19 protein-coding genes and 1 pseudogene are annotated in these 16,460 nt (G+C 63.8%); 10 read left to right on the top strand and 10 right to left on the bottom strand.

Going from position 1 to position 16,460, the window contains the following annotated elements:
* Positions 1–108: pseudogene (locus ACFY5D_RS21830) on the bottom strand (IS5/IS1182 family transposase); the annotation flags it as partial.
* 1,018 nt (positions 109–1,126) lie between these two features.
* Between ACFY5D_RS21830 and ACFY5D_RS21835 the strand changes: the two are divergent.
* Complete coding sequence (locus tag ACFY5D_RS21835; RefSeq protein WP_387534665.1) at positions 1,127–1,330, top strand: cold-shock protein; 204 nt, start codon at positions 1,127–1,129, stop codon at positions 1,328–1,330.
* 278 nt (positions 1,331–1,608) lie between these two features.
* Here ACFY5D_RS21835 and ACFY5D_RS21840 read toward each other — a convergent pair whose 3' ends face one another.
* From ACFY5D_RS21840 to ACFY5D_RS21850, 3 genes are all read right to left on the bottom strand, one after another.
* Positions 1,609–1,857, bottom strand: a complete 249-nt coding sequence (locus ACFY5D_RS21840) for a hypothetical protein (RefSeq protein ID WP_387534666.1) — start codon at positions 1,855–1,857, stop codon at positions 1,609–1,611.
* Positions 1,858–2,461: 604 nt separating this feature from the next.
* Positions 2,462–3,517: a glycosyltransferase gene (locus tag ACFY5D_RS21845; RefSeq protein WP_387534668.1), complete on the bottom strand. Its 1,056-nt coding sequence runs from the start codon at positions 3,515–3,517 to the stop codon at positions 2,462–2,464.
* 1 nt (position 3,518) lies between these two features.
* Positions 3,519–5,690, bottom strand: a complete 2,172-nt coding sequence (locus tag ACFY5D_RS21850) for a glycogen debranching N-terminal domain-containing protein (protein WP_387534670.1) — start codon at positions 5,688–5,690, stop codon at positions 3,519–3,521.
* A 631-nt stretch (positions 5,691–6,321) separates the two neighbouring features.
* Between ACFY5D_RS21850 and ACFY5D_RS21855 the strand changes: the two genes are divergently transcribed.
* Together ACFY5D_RS21855 and ACFY5D_RS21860 are read left to right on the top strand one after the other, a co-directional pair.
* Positions 6,322–6,753 carry a CBS domain-containing protein gene (locus ACFY5D_RS21855; RefSeq protein WP_387534673.1) on the top strand — a complete coding sequence of 144 codons (432 nt, stop codon included), beginning with the start codon at positions 6,322–6,324 and terminating at the stop codon, positions 6,751–6,753.
* Positions 6,754–6,788: 35 nt separating this feature from the next.
* Positions 6,789–7,211, top strand: coding sequence for a PRC-barrel domain-containing protein (locus ACFY5D_RS21860; protein WP_387534675.1), 423 nt, complete (start codon positions 6,789–6,791; stop codon positions 7,209–7,211).
* Positions 7,212–7,315: 104 nt separating this feature from the next.
* Here the strand turns inward: ACFY5D_RS21860 and ACFY5D_RS21865 are convergent, their stop codons facing one another.
* From ACFY5D_RS21865 to ACFY5D_RS21880, 4 genes are all read right to left on the bottom strand, one after another.
* A complete protein-coding gene (locus tag ACFY5D_RS21865; RefSeq protein ID WP_387534677.1) occupies positions 7,316–7,525 on the bottom strand; it encodes a hypothetical protein in 210 nt (69 codons plus the stop codon).
* Positions 7,526–8,197: 672 nt separating this feature from the next.
* Positions 8,198–8,467 (bottom strand): hypothetical protein, encoded by a 270-nt coding sequence (locus tag ACFY5D_RS21870; RefSeq protein WP_387534679.1) that lies wholly within the window; start codon positions 8,465–8,467, stop codon positions 8,198–8,200.
* 31 nt (positions 8,468–8,498) lie between these two features.
* Positions 8,499–8,765, bottom strand: a complete 267-nt coding sequence (locus tag ACFY5D_RS21875; RefSeq protein ID WP_387534681.1) for a Rho termination factor N-terminal domain-containing protein — start codon at positions 8,763–8,765, stop codon at positions 8,499–8,501.
* 184 nt (positions 8,766–8,949) lie between these two features.
* Positions 8,950–9,489 (bottom strand): hypothetical protein, encoded by a 540-nt coding sequence (locus ACFY5D_RS21880; protein ID WP_387534683.1) that lies wholly within the window; start codon positions 9,487–9,489, stop codon positions 8,950–8,952.
* Positions 9,490–9,756: 267 nt separating this feature from the next.
* Here ACFY5D_RS21880 and ACFY5D_RS21885 point away from each other — a divergent pair, with 267 nt between their 5' ends.
* Complete coding sequence (locus tag ACFY5D_RS21885; protein ID WP_387534685.1) at positions 9,757–10,065, top strand: hypothetical protein; 309 nt, start codon at positions 9,757–9,759, stop codon at positions 10,063–10,065.
* Here ACFY5D_RS21885 and ACFY5D_RS21890 read toward each other — a convergent pair.
* The gene (locus tag ACFY5D_RS21890; protein WP_387534687.1) at positions 10,062–10,550 is read right to left on the bottom strand and encodes a universal stress protein; all 489 of its coding nucleotides are present in this window, start codon (positions 10,548–10,550) and stop codon (positions 10,062–10,064) included. The two genes, ACFY5D_RS21885 and ACFY5D_RS21890, sit on opposite strands and share 4 nt — an antisense overlap.
* A gap of 327 nt (positions 10,551–10,877) precedes the next feature.
* Between ACFY5D_RS21890 and ACFY5D_RS21895 the strand changes: the two genes are divergently transcribed.
* The 4 genes from ACFY5D_RS21895 to ACFY5D_RS21910 all read left to right on the top strand — a co-directional run bounded on the left by ACFY5D_RS21895 (position 10,878) and on the right by ACFY5D_RS21910 (position 13,244).
* Complete coding sequence (locus ACFY5D_RS21895) at positions 10,878–11,591, top strand: PRC-barrel domain-containing protein (protein ID WP_387534688.1); 714 nt, start codon at positions 10,878–10,880, stop codon at positions 11,589–11,591.
* Positions 11,592–11,826: 235 nt separating this feature from the next.
* Positions 11,827–12,012, top strand: a complete 186-nt coding sequence (locus tag ACFY5D_RS21900) for a CsbD family protein (RefSeq protein ID WP_387534690.1) — start codon at positions 11,827–11,829, stop codon at positions 12,010–12,012.
* 195 nt (positions 12,013–12,207) lie between these two features.
* The gene (locus tag ACFY5D_RS21905) at positions 12,208–12,756 is read left to right on the top strand and encodes a hypothetical protein (protein ID WP_387534692.1); all 549 of its coding nucleotides are present in this window, start codon (positions 12,208–12,210) and stop codon (positions 12,754–12,756) included.
* On the top strand, positions 12,756–13,244 hold the full coding sequence (locus ACFY5D_RS21910; protein ID WP_387534694.1) for a DUF421 domain-containing protein: 489 nt from the start codon (positions 12,756–12,758) through the stop codon (positions 13,242–13,244). Before ACFY5D_RS21905 ends, ACFY5D_RS21910 begins: the two co-directional genes overlap by 1 nt.
* A 175-nt stretch (positions 13,245–13,419) precedes the next feature.
* Here ACFY5D_RS21910 and ACFY5D_RS21915 read toward each other — a convergent pair whose 3' ends face one another.
* Positions 13,420–13,572, bottom strand: coding sequence for a hypothetical protein (locus ACFY5D_RS21915; RefSeq protein WP_387534696.1), 153 nt, complete (start codon positions 13,570–13,572; stop codon positions 13,420–13,422).
* Between the two features lie 999 nt (positions 13,573–14,571).
* Here ACFY5D_RS21915 and ACFY5D_RS21920 point away from each other — a divergent pair.
* On the top strand, positions 14,572–15,654 hold the full coding sequence (locus tag ACFY5D_RS21920) for a glutamate--cysteine ligase (protein WP_387534697.1): 1,083 nt from the start codon (positions 14,572–14,574) through the stop codon (positions 15,652–15,654).
* Between the two features lie 231 nt (positions 15,655–15,885).
* On the top strand, positions 15,886–16,377 hold the full coding sequence (locus tag ACFY5D_RS21925; protein WP_387534699.1) for a DUF1016 N-terminal domain-containing protein: 492 nt from the start codon (positions 15,886–15,888) through the stop codon (positions 16,375–16,377).
* Positions 16,378–16,460: the final 83 nt, after the last annotated feature.

Below are 16,460 nucleotides of genomic sequence, written 5' to 3' on the forward strand. Positions count from 1 at the left end.
CAGCCGGTGGTCGTTGAAAGGGCGCCCCGCCTTGCCCGCGGAATCGGGCATCAACGGGGCAATCAGCTCCCACTGGGCATCTGAGAAAACGGTGTCACGGGATTTCACCCGTCAATAATCCCCGGGAGCACCATCGGCGATTAGGAGACACGCCCTAGCCCGCCTGCTTCCCGCCGGCCACTGCCGGTCCCGCATCAGATGCAGGATGAAGTCAGATGCGCCGATAACGGCACAAATGTCCCACTTAAAGGTTCTGGTTCGTCAGCCATGCAAAAACTGTCCTGAGCTACTTTTTTGTTGGGACCGCATTTTCGTCGCTAGCTCGTGCCTTACTCCCTCTGTTGGAACAGAGCGCCCGCTCTCAGCAAAGGATCCTGTATTGGGACTGGGCTGGCGGGTTTGCCCGCATCTCCAGGAGACGCCGGAACCCGCTGTCATTTTCCCAGCCGGCACGGAATTTCGAAGTTCCCTGCACAGCTCCTGCCATCGCCACTGGTACCGCTCTGGATCACCGTCCCAGCTCCTCGGAGGGGAACACCGCTGGTGTACGGCTCAAAGTGCGATCGAAAACCCGGTCCAGGCATCCCAAACCTTGGTTCAATAAGCTTTCCCGCACGGAGCACGCCGCAGGAACCTTCGATCTTGAATCGGGGGTGCCATGAGCCGAAGATGGGACGTACCAACAAAGAGAACGGAAGTAAGTGCCATGCGCGGAAGCTACATTGTATGGACAATCGTGGGCGTTCTTGTGGCCATTGCCTTGGTGATCTGGATCGCTTCCGCGATCTAGATCACTTTCCCCGCGTCGACATTAAGAAGCCCGGTCCAGGCGAGAGGCGGCCTCCGGAAAGGCTTGGAATTCCACGTTCTTTCCCTGACGGGAACCGATGACTGGCGTCAATTTTGCGATTCCCCGGCAAGACCCTCGCAGGATCCCCCTTGCCCTGGGCCAATGAACGATTTCGTGTCCGGTTCATTGGACGCCGGGTCTTGAAGCGGCGGCTGCCGGAAATTCAGCCCTGTTCCTTGCCCTGACCGATGCCCGAACATAGCATTGCGGCAGGAAACAACCCCTCATAATCGGCTTCTGGCCGGTGGATCTGCAAGGCCGCAGAAGGACGCAACAATGGCAACAGGAACGGTCAAATGGTTCAATTCCGAGAAGGGCTTCGGCTTCATCGCCCCTGACGATGGATCGCCGGACGTTTTCGCCCATTACTCGGCAATCGCGACCAGCGGGTACCGCGCCTTGGAAGAGAACCAGAAGGTTGAGTTTGATATCGTCTCGGGACCCAAGGGGCCACAGGCGGAGAACATCCGCCCTATGTAACCATCCATCACGGTCATCACGCTGTCGGCGCACCGCTTTCTAGGCGATTCCGGTTTCCCGTCGGTCACGGCGCCTCTGCAAACCATGTCGCCGCAGTTGGGTGGACCGCACCGGCGGGCGCTTTCACGTGCAGCCGATGGCCGGCAACAAACCGCCCTCGGCACCCTGACTCGCAATGGCGTCGGGCGACTGGGCCTTGAACCATGTACGCAAAGCTCGCGTGCCTGTCGACGGGGAAGAATCCAAAAGCATGGCCCACCTGAACCGCCCGAAGCAGGCTAGGCCTCCTGGTGGTAGGTGCCGTTGATGATCTTACCGTCCGAGCCCTGGTGCACCTCGGTGAAATCAAGAACGCGCGTACCCTCGACGGCCAGCCACCCCGTGGGCCCGTATTCGAAAAGCACCTTGCTGTATCCGCTTTCGGGAACGTTGATGATCTGAAGCACTCCGCTGGGCAGGACCTTGTACCCGGTTCGCGAGGTGTCGTCCTCGTGCTTGCCTCCGTGATGGGTGACCTTGTAGCCCATCGGTTCCTCTTTCGCCCGGGCGAACCGGCCTGTTTGGCAGGTTGAGATCGAACCCTACCAACGATTGCGACTGCAGCGCGTGGCCACGCCCAAGGAACCCCTCCACGAAACCGGAAGGCCAGCCCCGAATGCAACAAAACCCTCACCGATCCCCGCTTGCTCGCACTCGAAAGCCGATCAAGCCGGCAATGGCGCTCGGCTCGCCGCGGGGGGATCAGAATCCACGAGAGCCGGCCCGTGGCCATCGGCCTTCCATGCGACCGTCACGGCCGGCATGGGTGCCAGCGCGCCTGCCGACCTGGCCGAACCAATCCGTAAAACCGGCACCACGGAAACTGGCCGGAATTCTCCATCCCTCGACCGGGGCGCTTCGCTGGCGTAGGATCACTCCCACAACTGAATCAGGCCAGATCCCTGTCTACCGTAATCAGGAATCCTGCAGCGTCCCGCCGTCCCGAGGACGGCGGGACGCTGCTGTCTTCGCCAGGCGGACTCCGGCGTTGGAGGCCCGCCCGAGAATTGATCAGTCCCCGCCACCGGTGGACCGCTGGCCTCGGCCATTCGTGCCGCAGGCACTGCGTGTTTCGAAGCCGTCCGCAGGATTTCACAAAGTTTCTTGTGGCTTCAGTGAGGGAACCCGCCCGGAAGCACCGACAAGTTCTTCATAGAAACTCAGGTGGTCCGCGACCATGCGATCCGCGCTAAACAGCGCTTCGGCCGTTCGCCGGCATTCCCCCCGGTCCAGGGCCGTGGCCGCCAGCAATGCCCCGGCCAGCCCCTGCCGGCTGGTCCGCAGATAGCCGGTGCTGCCGTCCCGGAGTATTTCCGGTGCCGAACCACGGGGAGTCGACACCACCGGGGTCCCGGCGGCCAGGGCCTCGATCATGACCATCCCGAACGGCTCCGGCCATTGAATCGGATTGAGAAGGGCCACGGCCCCGCCCAGCAAGGCGTATTTGTCCGTCGTGTTCAACTCGCCAAGGTACTCGACCTGTGGTCCCAGCAGCGGTTTGATCACCGCGGAAAAGTACTCATGCTCTTCGCGACTGCGCATTTTCGCCGCGATCCGAAGCGGCACCTGCGCCAGCACGGCGGCCTCGATGGCCTGGAACAGGCCCTTGCTGGGATGCATCCGTCCCAGGAAACAGGCATAGCCGCCGTCACCGGATCCGACGGGAACCGTGGCCGTGTCGATCCCGTGGTGGATGACCCGCGCGACCACGGGCGGCGGGGCGGTGCCGGCCTGGTGGTGCGAGATGGCGACCAGCGAGGCATCCCGGGCGATCGCCCGATAGACCTCCCCCAGCTTGGCATCGAAGGGCCCGTGGGCAGTCACCACCACGGGCGTGTTCTCGGGCCGGTGCCGGTACAGCGCCCCGGCGAGAGTGTGGTCATGGATGAGATCGACGCCGGCCAGTCCCGAGTAGGCCAGGATGCTGTGCCGGAGCTCGTCCACACAGGCGCCGATCGATTCTGCATCCCCCACGGGCAGGCCAGCGACCCTTCCCACCGGGCAGGTGCTGTCGGCGGACGCCGCCAGCAGCACCTCGTGGCCGGCCGCGGCCAGCCCCCGAGCCAGCGTGTCGATGATGGCCTCGATGCCGCCGTAGGCAGGTGGCGGCACGGGGATCCAGGGAGGTGCCACCAAACCGATGCGCATCCTAGTCCTCCCCCAGCGGTCCGGACTCAACCCGGTGCACGTCGAGCAGGTCCGACAACGGCTTGCGGGTCTCCAGGTGGAGGGCGATGCTGTCCGGCAAGCCCCCGACCACAACATTGCCGTCGGAAACCTCAACGGAGATCCGTGCCCCGGACAAGGGAACATTCCCGATCATGACGTCACCAAACCCCTCCGGTAGCTTAGGCGCCAGCCACAGGCCGCCATGGGAAAGGCACGGATCGAAGCCCAGGAGGATGCGCATCAGGTGGATCGGGGTGGCTGCGGCCCACGCCTGCGGCGAGCACGAGGCCGGGTACGGGACAGGCGCGGGGTATGTGGCCCTGTCCAGGCCGCAGAAGAGCTCGGGCAGCCGCCCGCCAAATGCCTCGGCGGCGTCCAGCAATCCGGTCGCGAGCCTCTGTGCTTCCTCGACAAAGCCATAGCGCATGAGCCCGGCGGCGATCAGCGCATTGTCATGCGGCCAGACCGAACCGTTGTGGTAGCTGGCCGGGTTGTATGCGGCCATGTTCGAAGCCAGCGTTCGCACCCCCCAGCCGGTGAACATTTCCTCAGACATCAGCCTTTCCGCGACCAGGACGGCTTTGTCCTCGTCGACGATGCCGCTCCAGAGGCAGTGGCCCATGTTGGAGGCGCACGCGTCCACGGGCTGCTTGTTTCGGTCCAGGGCAATGGCAAAGTAGCCCCGCTCCGGCAGCCAAAAGCGCTCATTGAAGTCCTTTTTCAGGGCCGCGGCCCGCGCTCCCCATTGCGCCGCCAGGTCGGTGTCACCGGCGTCCTGGGCCATCAAGGCACGGCTCAGGTACGCGGTGTATACGTACCCCTGGACCTCACACAACGCGATGGGCGCAACAGCCATTGTCCCGTCGGCGAAGTTGATGCCGTCCCACGAGTCCTTCCACCCCTGGTTGATCAGGCCGTGCTCGGTGGCGCGGGCGTATTCCACGAATCCGTCCCCGTCGATGTCGCCATAATCGCGGATCCACTCCAGGGCCCGGTCCACGGCCGGCAGGAGGGACCTGGTGACGTCCGACTGGAAACCCCAACGGGTCAGTTCACCGGCGAGCGTGACGAACAAGGGCGTTGCATCGACGGACCCGTAGTAGGCGTTGCCGCCACCCAACGCCAAACCCGTGCTCGCTCCGAACCGAACCTCATGCAGTATCCGGCCAGGTTCCTCCTCGCTGGGGTTATTCACCACGCGTCCCTGCTTATCGGCCAGCGTCTGTAGCGTTCCCAGCGCCAGCGAGGGATCCAGTGGAAGGGCCATGAACGAGGTGAGCAAGGAGTCCCTCCCGAAGAGCGCCATGAACCAGGGGGAACCCGCGGCGACCACGACCCTATTGGGGTGATCAGGGTCGAAGATCCGGAGGGAGCCCAGGTCCTCCCGGCTTCGTTGGAGGACCTTCGCGACGGCGTCGTTGCCGAGTTTCGCCGTGGGGACGTGGCTATGCCACGCCAGCAATCGTTCCTCAGGAAGGTTCGCCGGCTGTACGTGCCCCGAGCCGCTGAGGTCTGACTCGGGGCCTATCCCGTCGATGCTCGGGGTGATCGTAATGGGGGCGGACCAATAGCCGTGCGGGGCGATGGCGACCTGGTAGGTGATCGTGTGACCGCCGATGGTGGCACCGGGGGCCGCGATGGTGACCATTCGGCGGTGGCCCTGCAGCGCGGATTTAATGACGAGCGTTTCTCCGTCGCGACGGGCGGCATGGCCCACCTCATGACGTGTCCGGCCGTCCTTGACTTCGAAGAGGTCGGCAAAGTCCGCCCCGACGGTCAGCGCAACGGAGCATTGAACTGTCGCGCCGGAATAGTTTCTGACGATCAGGTCCTCCTGCACACCCCCGTACAGGCTCCTGCGGCGTTCGATCAGCAGGTGACTGTCGGCAAGGCCGTCGGTCCGCGCAGCGCGGCCGATGAAGTTGGCCCGAAACGGCTCGACGGTCGTGTTGCCAAGGGATTCGACAGGGCTGCCGTTGATGGACAGCGCCCAGCCGGACACGAACCGGGTGTCACGAAAGAAGACGCCGTGCGGGCGTGCCGGATCCATGTCGCCGTTGGCGGAGGATATGCAGAAGGAGGTTCCTGCAAGGAGCGTCACGGCCCCCGCCCCGGCGGACCCTGCACCGTTCTCGGCGTTCCACCCGGCCATCACAAGCCCCCTCGCGATCCGCGATGGGCAACAAGAGGAATGCTTGCGTGCCAGAGGGATCGTTCGGGCGGCGGATCGCCTGCAAGAGATCGCGGCGCTCCGAAAGTGTTGGTTTGGTGTCTGGTTCCGGGCATGGGCTTCCCAATCAAAACACCGCAACAGGGATTCTCCTCGTCGGCCTTCGATTCGGTGCCAAACGAGTTTCCCCGCGTCCCCCCATGCGGACGGATGCTGTCCCTCCGGATTTTAGCAACGGCGGCATGGGATGAGAAGGGGTCGAAGCGGACCATCCGATGCGCTCGGCACATAGGGGTGCGTTTCCCCAACATCGGAGCCGCAAGCCAGCACTCTCGACGCTGCTGTGCCCCGGGAATCATGTCACCGTATAGGGGAGGTCCGCGTCCCGGGACTCATCGCATCGCGGATTGCCTCCCTTGGTTTCCGCTGCTTTCGCTTGAACCATCCGGCAGAGGCTATGGAACCCTCGACTTCTCCCGCGCATGCGCCTAGCGTGGAAAGAACCACAATACACATCCAGTTCACGCGGCAGCCGTCTGTCCGGATCCGGGCTTGTGCTTCAGAATGCGGACCGGCCGGCACGGCCGAACCCCTAGCCAGGAGGTAGATCGGTGTGACCACTGCACGCGAAATCATGACCGGCAATGTCCAGTGCATCGGAGAGAAGGAAACACTGGCCGCCGCCGCCCGCAAGCTGCGCGATTTCGACATCGGATCCATGCCCATCTGCGGGGAAGACAACCGCCTCAAGGGGATGCTAACCGATCGGGACATCGTGGTCGCCTGCATCGCGGAGGGCGGCGACCCCACGACGATGACGGCCGGCGCGCTGGCCCGGGGCAAGCCCGTCACCGTCGGCGCCGACGACGACGTCAGCGAGGCCCTGGCGACCATGAAGGAGCACAAGGTCCGCAGGCTCCCGGTGCTCGACGGCCACGACCTGGTCGGCATGCTCACCCAGGCCGACGCGGCACGCAGCCTTCCCGAGAGCAGCATCGGGGACCTGGTCGAGCAGATCTCCGAGCCGGGCACCTCCCGCACCTAAACATCCGGATACAAACACCCAGAAGGAGAACAACCATGGAAACACCAGAGACCGGCATGCTGATCCGGCTCAGCGACAGCGACGAAACGGTTGCCAACGCAGCCGATGACATCCGCGATCGGCACGTCAAGGACAAGGACGGCGAGGACCTCGGAAGGGTCAGCGACCTGCTTGTCGACACCACCGAGCACAAGGTCCGGTTATTCGAAGTCGCGTCCGGCGGATTCCTGGGCATCGGGCGGGAGAAGACCTACATCCCGGTCGACGCCATCACCGCCATCACCAGCGACGAGGTGCGGATCGACCAGACCCGCAGCCACATCGCCGGCTCGCCGGCCTACGACCCCGACCTGGTCCGGGAACGCGACACGTACGGCAGCATCCAGGACTACTACGGATATTCGCCATTTTGGGGCCCCGACTACCGGTACCCCGATTACCCGAACTACCGCCACTAGCACCACGGCCGCGTCTGGTTCGGGTCCGACGGGCCTTTCCCCGAATCGCCCGTAACGGCGAGGGGTCACCTCGATTCCCCGCGGGCATGGCGCTGACCCCTCGCCTATGAGGCGGTCAGCGCCTGATGCTCGTCCGCCGTTGGGGTTGCCACGTTCCAGGACGGACTCTTGGCCTCATCGACTTGGTCGCTGGGCACCCCGTGTTCCAACGCGCTCTGCACGATCGCTTCCAGTGCCTCCACGCGTTCCCGAAGGAGCACCCGGGCCGCGGCCACGTCCTCTGCCGCTGCCCGGATCAGATCCAGCTGGTTCATCGTTCCTTCCCTTTCATGTGCTTCGAAGCTCGGCGGGCGACGATGCGCCGCCCTCGGGTGCGGACACGCTTCCCGGCACCCGGGTTAACCTCGTATTCGAGCGCTGTTTCAGCCGCAAATCCTCCCGCGGAATTGCCGCACCACCGACAGATCCCGGGGTCCAGAAAGACCTCTGGATGTTCTGCGTGGCAGCGTGTAACGATGGCCACGGGCCACTCGGGAATCCCTCCCGCATGCCCCGCGAATTCGGATCGAGCTTGCGGGGGTGCCTGCTCACAACACCGAGGAGCAGCTGTGCTGACGATAAATTACCAGGCCTCATGCGGCCCATGCGACATCGCGGATGAGACGCTGCCCGCCCACGAACCGGTTCCGGAGCCTCCGCCGGCCCCGATCCCAGGGCCGGATCCCTTCTATCCCCCGGCGCCGCCGGAGCCCGACCCACTTTATCCACCGTCGCCGGGGCCATTGCCCGATCCCGCCCCGATCCCGTATCCAGACACCATGCCCGGACCAGATCTGACGCCCACGCCAGACCCTGGGTAGACGGGCCTCCGACCGAAGGTTACGGGCGCAATCCACCGCCGGCATGAGACGACGCGGCCAAGAAGCCCACCGCGGCCATCCTCGGCGTGTGCCCAGGCGATCCGGTCCTCCGGCGTCGAGGCGTTGTCAGCCATCTTCAGCGGGATCATCGGCGGCGGGTTCTGTCTCGAGGCCTTCCTCGTTGATCGCGGGGATTTCTTCGGCACCGGGTCTGGCCTCATGGCCGGATGCCTCCTCGGCCAAAAGCTCGGCGTCGCGCAGCGGATCCACGGCATCCAAGGTACGGGGATCATCGGAGGATCCTTGGGCAACGGGTTGGCTTTCCCGTCCGTCGAAGGGCTCGTCCACGGTCTGGTCGTCGTGGCCGGGTTCGAATTCAGGCGTGTTTGTCGGCATGAAGGCCTCTTGGTAGTTGGTGGGGGATTGTCTACGAATTGCGCAGGGAGTGGATCAGGTCGCTCTTGCGCTTCCTGGAGTAGCCGGTCAGCCCGATTTCCTTGGCCCGGGCCTTAAGCTCGGCCACCGTCCAGTCCTCGTAGTCTCCTGCTTCCCCGCCCCGCCGGGCCACGGCCGCACGCCCGTCGCGGGCCGCCGCGTTGGCGATACGGGCCGCTTTTTGCTTCGAGTTGCCCTCCTTTCGCAGTGCCTCGTAGAGTTCCGCGTCCTTGATCTGCGGATTTTCTTGCCTAGGCATCCGCGCTCCTCCCATCATTCATTCCCTCTGAGGGGTTTGCCTCCGCAACTCCACCGTTCCTGAGTTCCACTGAACCAAGGCGAACGGTCTGCATTGAATAGGTCGTGGCCATCCGAACGCCTAAGACCAGGGTGCGTGTTTTCCCGGGTTGGCGGGACCGCCCGCATGCCTGGTTGTCGCGGGATCAGTTCCCTGCGGCACCGCCATCCCGGGGGTCCCGTTCCTCAGGGCTCATGCGGCCTCGCCCCGGCTGGCCGGGATCGCCAAGCTGGTCTTCCGGTGCGCCGGTGGCGTCGGTCCGTTGGCGTCCGCTCGTTTCAGCCTCGACATCCGGATCCAGCGATTCGGCCTTCATGGTCTGTTCCTGGGCCCGTGACCGGGCCGCTTCGGCCTCGTCGGCTTGGTTGCGGGCCGCTTCGCGGAGGTGTTCGGCATCAACCTCGGCTTGCTTTGCTTCCGCTTCAGCCCTGGCCGCAGCGGCTTCATTCTCCCTGGCCCTTAGCTCGTCGGCGGCCGCCGACTGGCGCAGACTCTCGGCCCGTTCGCGGTCTTTCGTAAGCTTCCAGCGTCGGCCCAGGAAAAGCAACAACCCGAGGATTATCAGGACGACAACAAATATCGTGATGGTCCATGCTAGCTGGCTCGAATCCAAGGTCATCGTCCTCTTTTCAAAGGCATCAACGGGGATACGACCAGTAAAGCGCAAAACCACAATGGTTACCATGGCAGAGCCACAGGCTTTCACCGCGGATGCCGGAATCCACTCGCACACAAGAACCGACGTCGTGTGCTTTCAGGCCTGTCTGCCCACGGGATGCTTATGCGTAGGACAAGCACAGCACTTCACCGTGGTTGAAGGTATGAAAATTCACTGCTTCGTCGCGAGGACGGTGCGCAAACCGATGGAGAGATGCCACGGTTGATCTGCAGGGTTCGAGGACGCCCACTATCTCATGGCGGCCGAGAGGGGTCTGGCGATGCGGGTGCCAAAATGACCACCTACCGGCTGGCCTTTGCAAGGGAGAACACCGAAGCGGCGGCGGCCCGCCACGGTCGACGCCTGACCAAAACCTGCAGGGCAGGTGAACGGCCGACGCGGATGAGTTCAGCCTCCTGGGTGAATATGTGCCGCAGCGTGCCCGCGTATGCAGGAGCCTCTTACGCCGATCACGGCTCGTTGGGGATTGACCGAATGCAGGCGTCGGTCGGCAGGTGGATCCAGGACTTAGTCCATGTCGGTGGTGAGCATGCTTCCATGAAAAAACGGCAAGGAAACCGCCCGTTGCTCAGTGATTCCTAGTTCTTGGCTGAGGCGGGAACCACCAGCACGGGCAGGCGCTGGTGGTCGGTGAGATGAGCGGCAACGGCACCGTTGAGGGATTCGGAAGTATGAGCCCCCGAGTTCAGTTTCCGGGTCCCCACGACAAACATGGATCCATGGTTCTCCGATGCCAGTCGGATCAGCGCCGTCCAGGGTTCCCCGCCCACAATGCGCAAGATCCATGTCGCCGAGCTGCTGCCCATCAAGGCCCCGAGAGTAGTGAAGATTTTGAATGCATTGGTACTCATGTCCTCTTCGATTTCCAACGGGGGGACCGGCAGGTCGTTCATCATGACCGTGAGGTTCCAGGACCTCGAATGGCTCAGGGGCTCCACATAGACGAAGATTATGGTCCGTTCGAGTTGTTCAGCCAGCAAGGAAGCCTGGGCAACGACTTCTGGATGTTGCCCGGGGATGACACCGACGATCAGCGGACCGCGCCGATCAACTTCGTTCAAGGACATGGATCCCCTCCTCCATCGAACGGCCCCTGCATATTCCGGTTTCAGGATGACGGAAAAATCGATCCGGTGGAAGGGCAACGGTCTCGCTTTACACACGGCAAGAACCATGCCGATGGATGACTTGGTCTGCATTCGGATGCGGGCACAACATGTTGGGCGTATCGTATGGCCACGCCCCCGTTCAATAGTTTCCTGCCAAAGCACCGGGTCCCCTTGATCGGTGCGGGACCCGGTGGTGTGATGGAAGGGTAAGTCACCCCATTGCCGATGCACCAACACCAGGCAATGCATCTACGAGCTCAGGGATTTTCTCGAAAGGGCGCCACCATGTTGAGCCATGAAGAGCTCAAGAAACTTCTGGATGCTGGGGCCAAGGTTTTCGGTTCCGACGGTGAGAAGATCGGGACCCTCGGCCACATCCATCTCGATGAGCGAACCGGCATCCCCGACTTCGTCGCCGTGCATACCGGATTCTTCGGCGGTTCCGAGAAATTCGTGCCACTCACCGGAGCCGAGATTTCCAACGGGCAGCTCTACGTGAAGTTCCCCAAGGACCTGATCAAGGACGCACCCGACATCGACCCCGACCGGGACCTGAGCGCAGGGGATGAAGACTGCCTCTACCACTATTACTCCCGGGCCCGGGTCGGAATCCTGGGATCCGCGGCAGAAGCGGATTCCCCACAGCCCGGCGGCGAACCCGAACCGCCAGCGGGACCGGGTGCCACTGCCCCGGAGGAACACACCGCCCACGTGGTTCGGGAACACCGCACCGTCCGCGTTGCCGGCATAGTCCACGACGACTTTGCCCCCGGGCGCCCGCGCCTGCGGAAGTATGTGGTCACAGAGCCCGGAAAACGCGAACCCTCACACGTTGACGACGCACGCTTCGGCGAACGGCTTGACCCCGCCGACTTAGGTGCAGAGGCTGGACGGATGCCGATCGGGCAGATACCCGAAGTACGCCTCGAAGGAACCTCCGAGCAACCTGAAACCAGGCAATCTGGCGGCGCCGACCGGTTGGGCCAGCAAGGCACGTGAGTGTGAAACTCATTGCGGAAGGACCCCACGCATGGATACCCGCACCCGCCACGGGACTTGGCATGTCCGCGAAGACCTGTCACCGGCGGACACCGCACCATCCAGACGGCCCCCCCCAAGATGTCGGCAACACCGTTGCCGACCCGCCAGCCCACCTGCCACGCCGCGACCGATCGGGGCGACGGCCGATGGACCGGCAAACATTTCCGAATCAACGAATCAAAGGAGCTTTCCCATGGGCGTCGGAGACAAGATCAGCAACAAGGCCAAGGAAGCCGTCGGCAAGGTGAAGGAGAAGGTCGGGGATGCCACCGACAACGAAAGCCTGCAGGCCGAGGGCCTCAAGGACCAGGCCGTGGCGAAGGCCAAGCAGGCCGGTGAGCACCTCAAGGACGCGGCCAAGGACGTGACCGACAAGTAAGTCGGATGGGCCGGGCTCGGGATCTCCGGCCCAGCCGAGTCCTCGGATCCCGGGGACCCCGCCGCGCATCGCGGCGAGGTCCCCGGCTTTTGCTTGGGCCATTATCCAGCCGGTTAGCACGGACCGGGCGGACCTGCCACCCGGATTGAAGTACCCGGCCCTTATTTCCTCGGCGCAGCGTGCCTACCATGAATCATGGACAAAGACCCTCGCACAGCGGGCGTGAACCCCCGGGATCCGGATTCAACCCTGGCGGACGTGGTGAACTCCGAGCGCGATCGTCCCGCACGAACCGGACGCCGGCTGTTCCTGGCGGTGTTGACGCTTTTCATCGTGTTGGCACTGGCAGGGGCCTTCGGACGCGAGTCCACCAAGACCACCGGGCCGGCCGGAACGTCGGTCACCGTCACCGCGCCATCGGCGATCCGTGCGGGCATGGATGCAAACGTGGAAGTGGCGATCAGATCCGCACGCGCCATCACTGAGCCGGTCACCATCGCCGTGGAACACCGGTATCTGGACTCGTTCACGACCTTCGGTATGTCCCCCGCCGCAGGCACCGAATCAAGCGATGGAAGGTTCCTCCTGCTGGAATACGATCCCCCGAAAACCGAAGCATTCCGCGTGGTTGTTGCCGGAACCTCCGCCGAGGACAGTACCCTTCGCATTTCGGGGACGTTGAAGGTCTACGTCGGGGACGAGCTGCTTTCAACCATCGAACTCGATACGTGGAAGGTCCCCTAATGGAAATCGTGCTCCGTGCGGCCATCACCTTTTTCCTGCTCTGGCTGATCACCCGGGCCGTCGGGCGCTCAACGCTCGGAGAACTGAGCTCGTTCGAGTTGCTGCTCTTCATCACCATGGGGGATCTCGTGCAGCAGGGCGTGACGCAGGAAGACCACTCGGTAACCGGTGGCCTGATCGCTGTCGGGACGATGGCCCTGCTGACGGTCATGCTCGGCTACGTCAATGTGCGCTGGCCTCGCCTGGGCCGCTTCGTCCACGGGTCCCCCGTCGTGATCCTGCACGGGGGAAAACCTGACCTCAAGGCGCTGCGCTCCGAGCGGATGGGAATCGATGACCTGATGACGGCCGCCCGGGGACAGGGCTTCCGCAACTTCTCCGACATCGACCTGGCGGTGCTGGAACCCAACGGGAAGATTTCCTTCTTCGCCAAGGATGAAGGCTCCCCATCGGGGCAAGGGGATGCGGCAGGCGGGTCCGCCCCCTGATTCGGCGCAGACCGAACCCCGACACAACTCCGAAAATCTCGTCTCGGGGTCAGGAACACACTTACGGGATCTTCCAAACCGGAGAGGCCTCGATGGCGCGGCCATCCTGAGCGGAAACGTCACGATGGCCGCGCCCCTTGGAATGCTGGACACCCACCGGCCGGGGCTCTTCGGATTAATCGCGGGGTGCCATCGATCTCATGACGAACATGACCACCGAAACGATGACACACACAATGCCCACCCAGAGCAAGAACTGGAGGGACTGGACGAAGCCGCCGGTCAACAGCAGAATGACGGCCACAACGGCAATGATGATGGGCAACATGACGAACACCCTTCTGGTGCTTGCGGGAAAATCGACACATCCATGTTAATCCCCTGCACGGTGGGCATCTGTTGATATTTCGAAAAGCTTGCGCAGGCCCGGGGGACTGGCCCCCCCCGGGAACCAACAACGGGGACAACCCAACCACCATGCGCTTCCCCCCCTCACGATGTGGTTGCGCATGCGCCCAGTCCCACGGTGTCCCCGGGGAATTCTGCTCTTGCCTTGGCCGTCAGGGGTCTCCGATGCGACCTCCGGATTCCGTTGTTGTTCGAGATGCTTCGTTGCGCACACACCGGCCGTGTGCGGTCGCCAATGGTCGGTGACTGGTTACGCAAAACCGGCCCGCAGAGGTGCTGCCAATATTGTCCCGGGCATTGTTTCCTGGACCGTCGAGGGCCATGCTGTAGATGGTGAGCGCTGGCGAAACATGTCCTTCGGCCATGGGCCATGTGCGCTCCCGAAGAAGACACCACAAGCTGCCAGCCACAAGCCCCAGGAACCATTCGGAACCAAGCGCGCCAGGACACACAAACCAGTCCCCACAACGTCTTCCCACCCATGAGGGCCAGCTCAAAGGAACGTGCACATGCCCCCCGACCCGCCAGCCGAAGCGCAACCCATCTGCGTCATCTGCCAGAGCGACGAATACCTGGTCCATGAGCACGTCCGCGCGGTAAAAAACCCCGCGAACGGCGAACCACCCCTGTGGGACATTGACTACTGGTGCGGCAAGTGCGAAACCTTCTACGGATACAGGACAACCCATCCACCCAAAGTCCGCCACAGTATCCATGGCATCCCCGAAGCAGCGCTGCCCTGGAGGAGAAACATCATTCTTCGAAGCCCCAGGCCTCACAGCGGCACTCCTGGGGGTCCGGATTTGGAGGGCGATCTCGCGAACGGGTCCCTCGGACACGAACCGACCTCCGCAGTGATTTCCCGCAGGGAATGAGCCAGGAAAAACCGACACTCGCCAACCCAGGAAAGGTGCGTCCGATGCGTACTTTTGGCATGGAGGAAGAGTTCTTCATCATCAGCCCGCTCACCGGCCTGCCCTGTGAACCGCCGGCATCGGCACGGGCCGAACTGCTGGCACTCAGGGTGGGCGGCACCAGCACCGTCGGCGAATTCCTCGCCTGCCAGGTGGAAAGCAACAGCCCGATCTGCACCGACCGCGCCGAGGCCCTCGACGCGGTGCGCAGCTACCGGGCGGCCTTGTCCCGGGCGGCGATCGACTTGGGCTTCCGGGTGGTTGCGCTGGGCACTCCCCCGCGCATCCCCGACGCCCCGGCCGTCGTGACTTCCACCGACCGGTACCGTGCCATCACGTCCCTGTGCGAGGGAATCGCCACCGAGCACTACCTCTCCGGCCTGCACGTGCACGTGGGCATCGAGGACCCCGAATCCGGCATCGTCGCACTGAACGAACTGCGCCGCTGGCTCCCTGTCCTGACCGCCTGCGGATCCAACTCGCCCTACTGGCGCGGAAGCGACACCGGCTTCGCTTCCTGGAGAACCATCCACTACCGGCGCTGGGCGATCCAGGGCATCCCGCCCCACTTCACCGACCTGCCGGACTACGAACGCCGCATGCGGTTCATCCTCGACTCCGACGTCGTGCTGGATCCCGGGCACATCAGCTGGGGCGCGCGGCTCTCCGCGCACTACCCCACCGTGGAGGTGCGGGTGGCCGACGCCCAGATGAGCGCCTCCACCACCGTCCTGCTGGCCCTGATCGTCAGGTCCCTGGTGGACACCAGCCTCAACGGCGCTCCCCGCACCGCACCGCCCCTGACCGAGGCCCTGGACCTGGCCCAGTGGCAGGCCGCCAAGTTCGGCCTGCACGGCAACCACCTCGACCCCCTGGCCGGGCGGAAGACCTCGGCGGTGAACATGCTGCGCAGCCTCATGGACTACATCCAGCACGCCCTGAAGCAGAACGGCGACACCGACTACGTCTCGGCGGGCCTGGCCCGGCTCATCCGCCAGGGCACCGGGGCCGGCATCCAACGGAGCCGCTTCCACCTCGGTGGCTTCGACGCCGTGCTGGACGAGGCGGCCGCCGCCATCGCCAACTAGCGCATGGTGCCGTCCCATCCTCACCGGCGGACCGGTCGGAGGAAAGGACGAAAACCGGACAGCCCCCTGCCGTTTCGGCGGCGCACGGAGCACCCATCACCCAGGATACGAAATCGGATGCGCCGATGACGGCGCATCCGCCCCCTCTGGCTTGCCTCCCGGGGAATCGACGTTGTGGAAGGATCTTGCCCTGGTCACCTGTGGGTTTGGGCCGGCGACAAACTTGTCACCATGTCCACCACCGGTTCACTCGTTCCCGACGGCTACGCACAATTCCTCACCGGCCTGAAGGACCACGTCCGCTCGGCGCGGGTGCAGGTCCAACGGATCGTGAACACCGCCCTCATCGACCTGTACTGGAACATCGGGAACCGGATCCTGGCAGAGCAGGAAGACCAGGGCCGGGGAAGCTCAGTCATCACCAGGCTCGCCGAGGACCTGCGCCGGGAATTCCCGGAAATGACCGGCCTTTCCCGCAGCAACCTGCATTACATGCGCGCCTTCGCGGCCGCGTGGCCGGACTGGAACCCAAATGTCCCACAGGCTGAACCCCCGCAAGGAAAGGGTGGGGTTTACTTACTGTGGGCTGTTCCCGCCGAAATTGATATCCTGTCCGGGGCGCAGCCTCTTGGGGACCCCGCGCAGGCCAGCGGGGAAACCATTTCAATGGCCTTCTCACGGACGCCGGCCCCACCCGATCCTCGAGGCAGCCTAGATGATTGATTCCAAGGGGTGACAGCGCAGACAAGGGTGTCCAGACTCGAATTACTACCCGTATCGACCTTGGACGGTTCCGATGGACAACG

The sequence above is a fragment of the Paeniglutamicibacter sp. NPDC012692 genome, from assembly GCF_042901625.1.
GTDB lineage: Bacteria > Actinomycetota > Actinomycetes > Actinomycetales > Micrococcaceae > Paeniglutamicibacter.

Bases quoted from the DNA above. Each gene is read 5' to 3' on its own strand.
- ACFY5D_RS21900 (WP_387534690.1), top strand. From the start codon at position 11,827: ATGGGCGTCGGAGACAAGATCAGCAACAAGGCCAAGGAAGCCGTCGGC.
- ACFY5D_RS21875 (WP_387534681.1), bottom strand. From the start codon at position 8,765: ATGCCTAGGCAAGAAAATCCGCAGATCAAGGACGCGGAACTCTACGAG.
- ACFY5D_RS21910 (WP_387534694.1), top strand. From the start codon at position 12,756: ATGGAAATCGTGCTCCGTGCGGCCATCACCTTTTTCCTGCTCTGGCTG.
- ACFY5D_RS21835 (WP_387534665.1), top strand. From the start codon at position 1,127: ATGGCAACAGGAACGGTCAAATGGTTCAATTCCGAGAAGGGCTTCGGC.
- ACFY5D_RS21905 (WP_387534692.1), top strand. From the start codon at position 12,208: ATGGACAAAGACCCTCGCACAGCGGGCGTGAACCCCCGGGATCCGGAT.
- ACFY5D_RS21865 (WP_387534677.1), bottom strand. From the start codon at position 7,525: ATGAACCAGCTGGATCTGATCCGGGCAGCGGCAGAGGACGTGGCCGCG.
- ACFY5D_RS21895 (WP_387534688.1), top strand. From the start codon at position 10,878: ATGTTGAGCCATGAAGAGCTCAAGAAACTTCTGGATGCTGGGGCCAAG.
- ACFY5D_RS21920 (WP_387534697.1), top strand. From the start codon at position 14,572: ATGCGTACTTTTGGCATGGAGGAAGAGTTCTTCATCATCAGCCCGCTC.
- ACFY5D_RS21845 (WP_387534668.1), bottom strand. From the start codon at position 3,517: ATGCGCATCGGTTTGGTGGCACCTCCCTGGATCCCCGTGCCGCCACCT.
- ACFY5D_RS21885 (WP_387534685.1), top strand. From the start codon at position 9,757: ATGACCACCTACCGGCTGGCCTTTGCAAGGGAGAACACCGAAGCGGCG.
- ACFY5D_RS21890 (WP_387534687.1), bottom strand. From the start codon at position 10,550: ATGTCCTTGAACGAAGTTGATCGGCGCGGTCCGCTGATCGTCGGTGTC.
- ACFY5D_RS21915 (WP_387534696.1), bottom strand. From the start codon at position 13,572: ATGTTGCCCATCATCATTGCCGTTGTGGCCGTCATTCTGCTGTTGACC.
- ACFY5D_RS21840 (WP_387534666.1), bottom strand. From the start codon at position 1,857: ATGGGCTACAAGGTCACCCATCACGGAGGCAAGCACGAGGACGACACC.
- ACFY5D_RS21860 (WP_387534675.1), top strand. From the start codon at position 6,789: ATGGAAACACCAGAGACCGGCATGCTGATCCGGCTCAGCGACAGCGAC.
- ACFY5D_RS21925 (WP_387534699.1), top strand. From the start codon at position 15,886: ATGTCCACCACCGGTTCACTCGTTCCCGACGGCTACGCACAATTCCTC.
- ACFY5D_RS21870 (WP_387534679.1), bottom strand. From the start codon at position 8,467: ATGCCGACAAACACGCCTGAATTCGAACCCGGCCACGACGACCAGACC.
- ACFY5D_RS21880 (WP_387534683.1), bottom strand. From the start codon at position 9,489: ATGGTAACCATTGTGGTTTTGCGCTTTACTGGTCGTATCCCCGTTGAT.
- ACFY5D_RS21850 (WP_387534670.1), bottom strand. From the start codon at position 5,690: ATGGCCGGGTGGAACGCCGAGAACGGTGCAGGGTCCGCCGGGGCGGGG.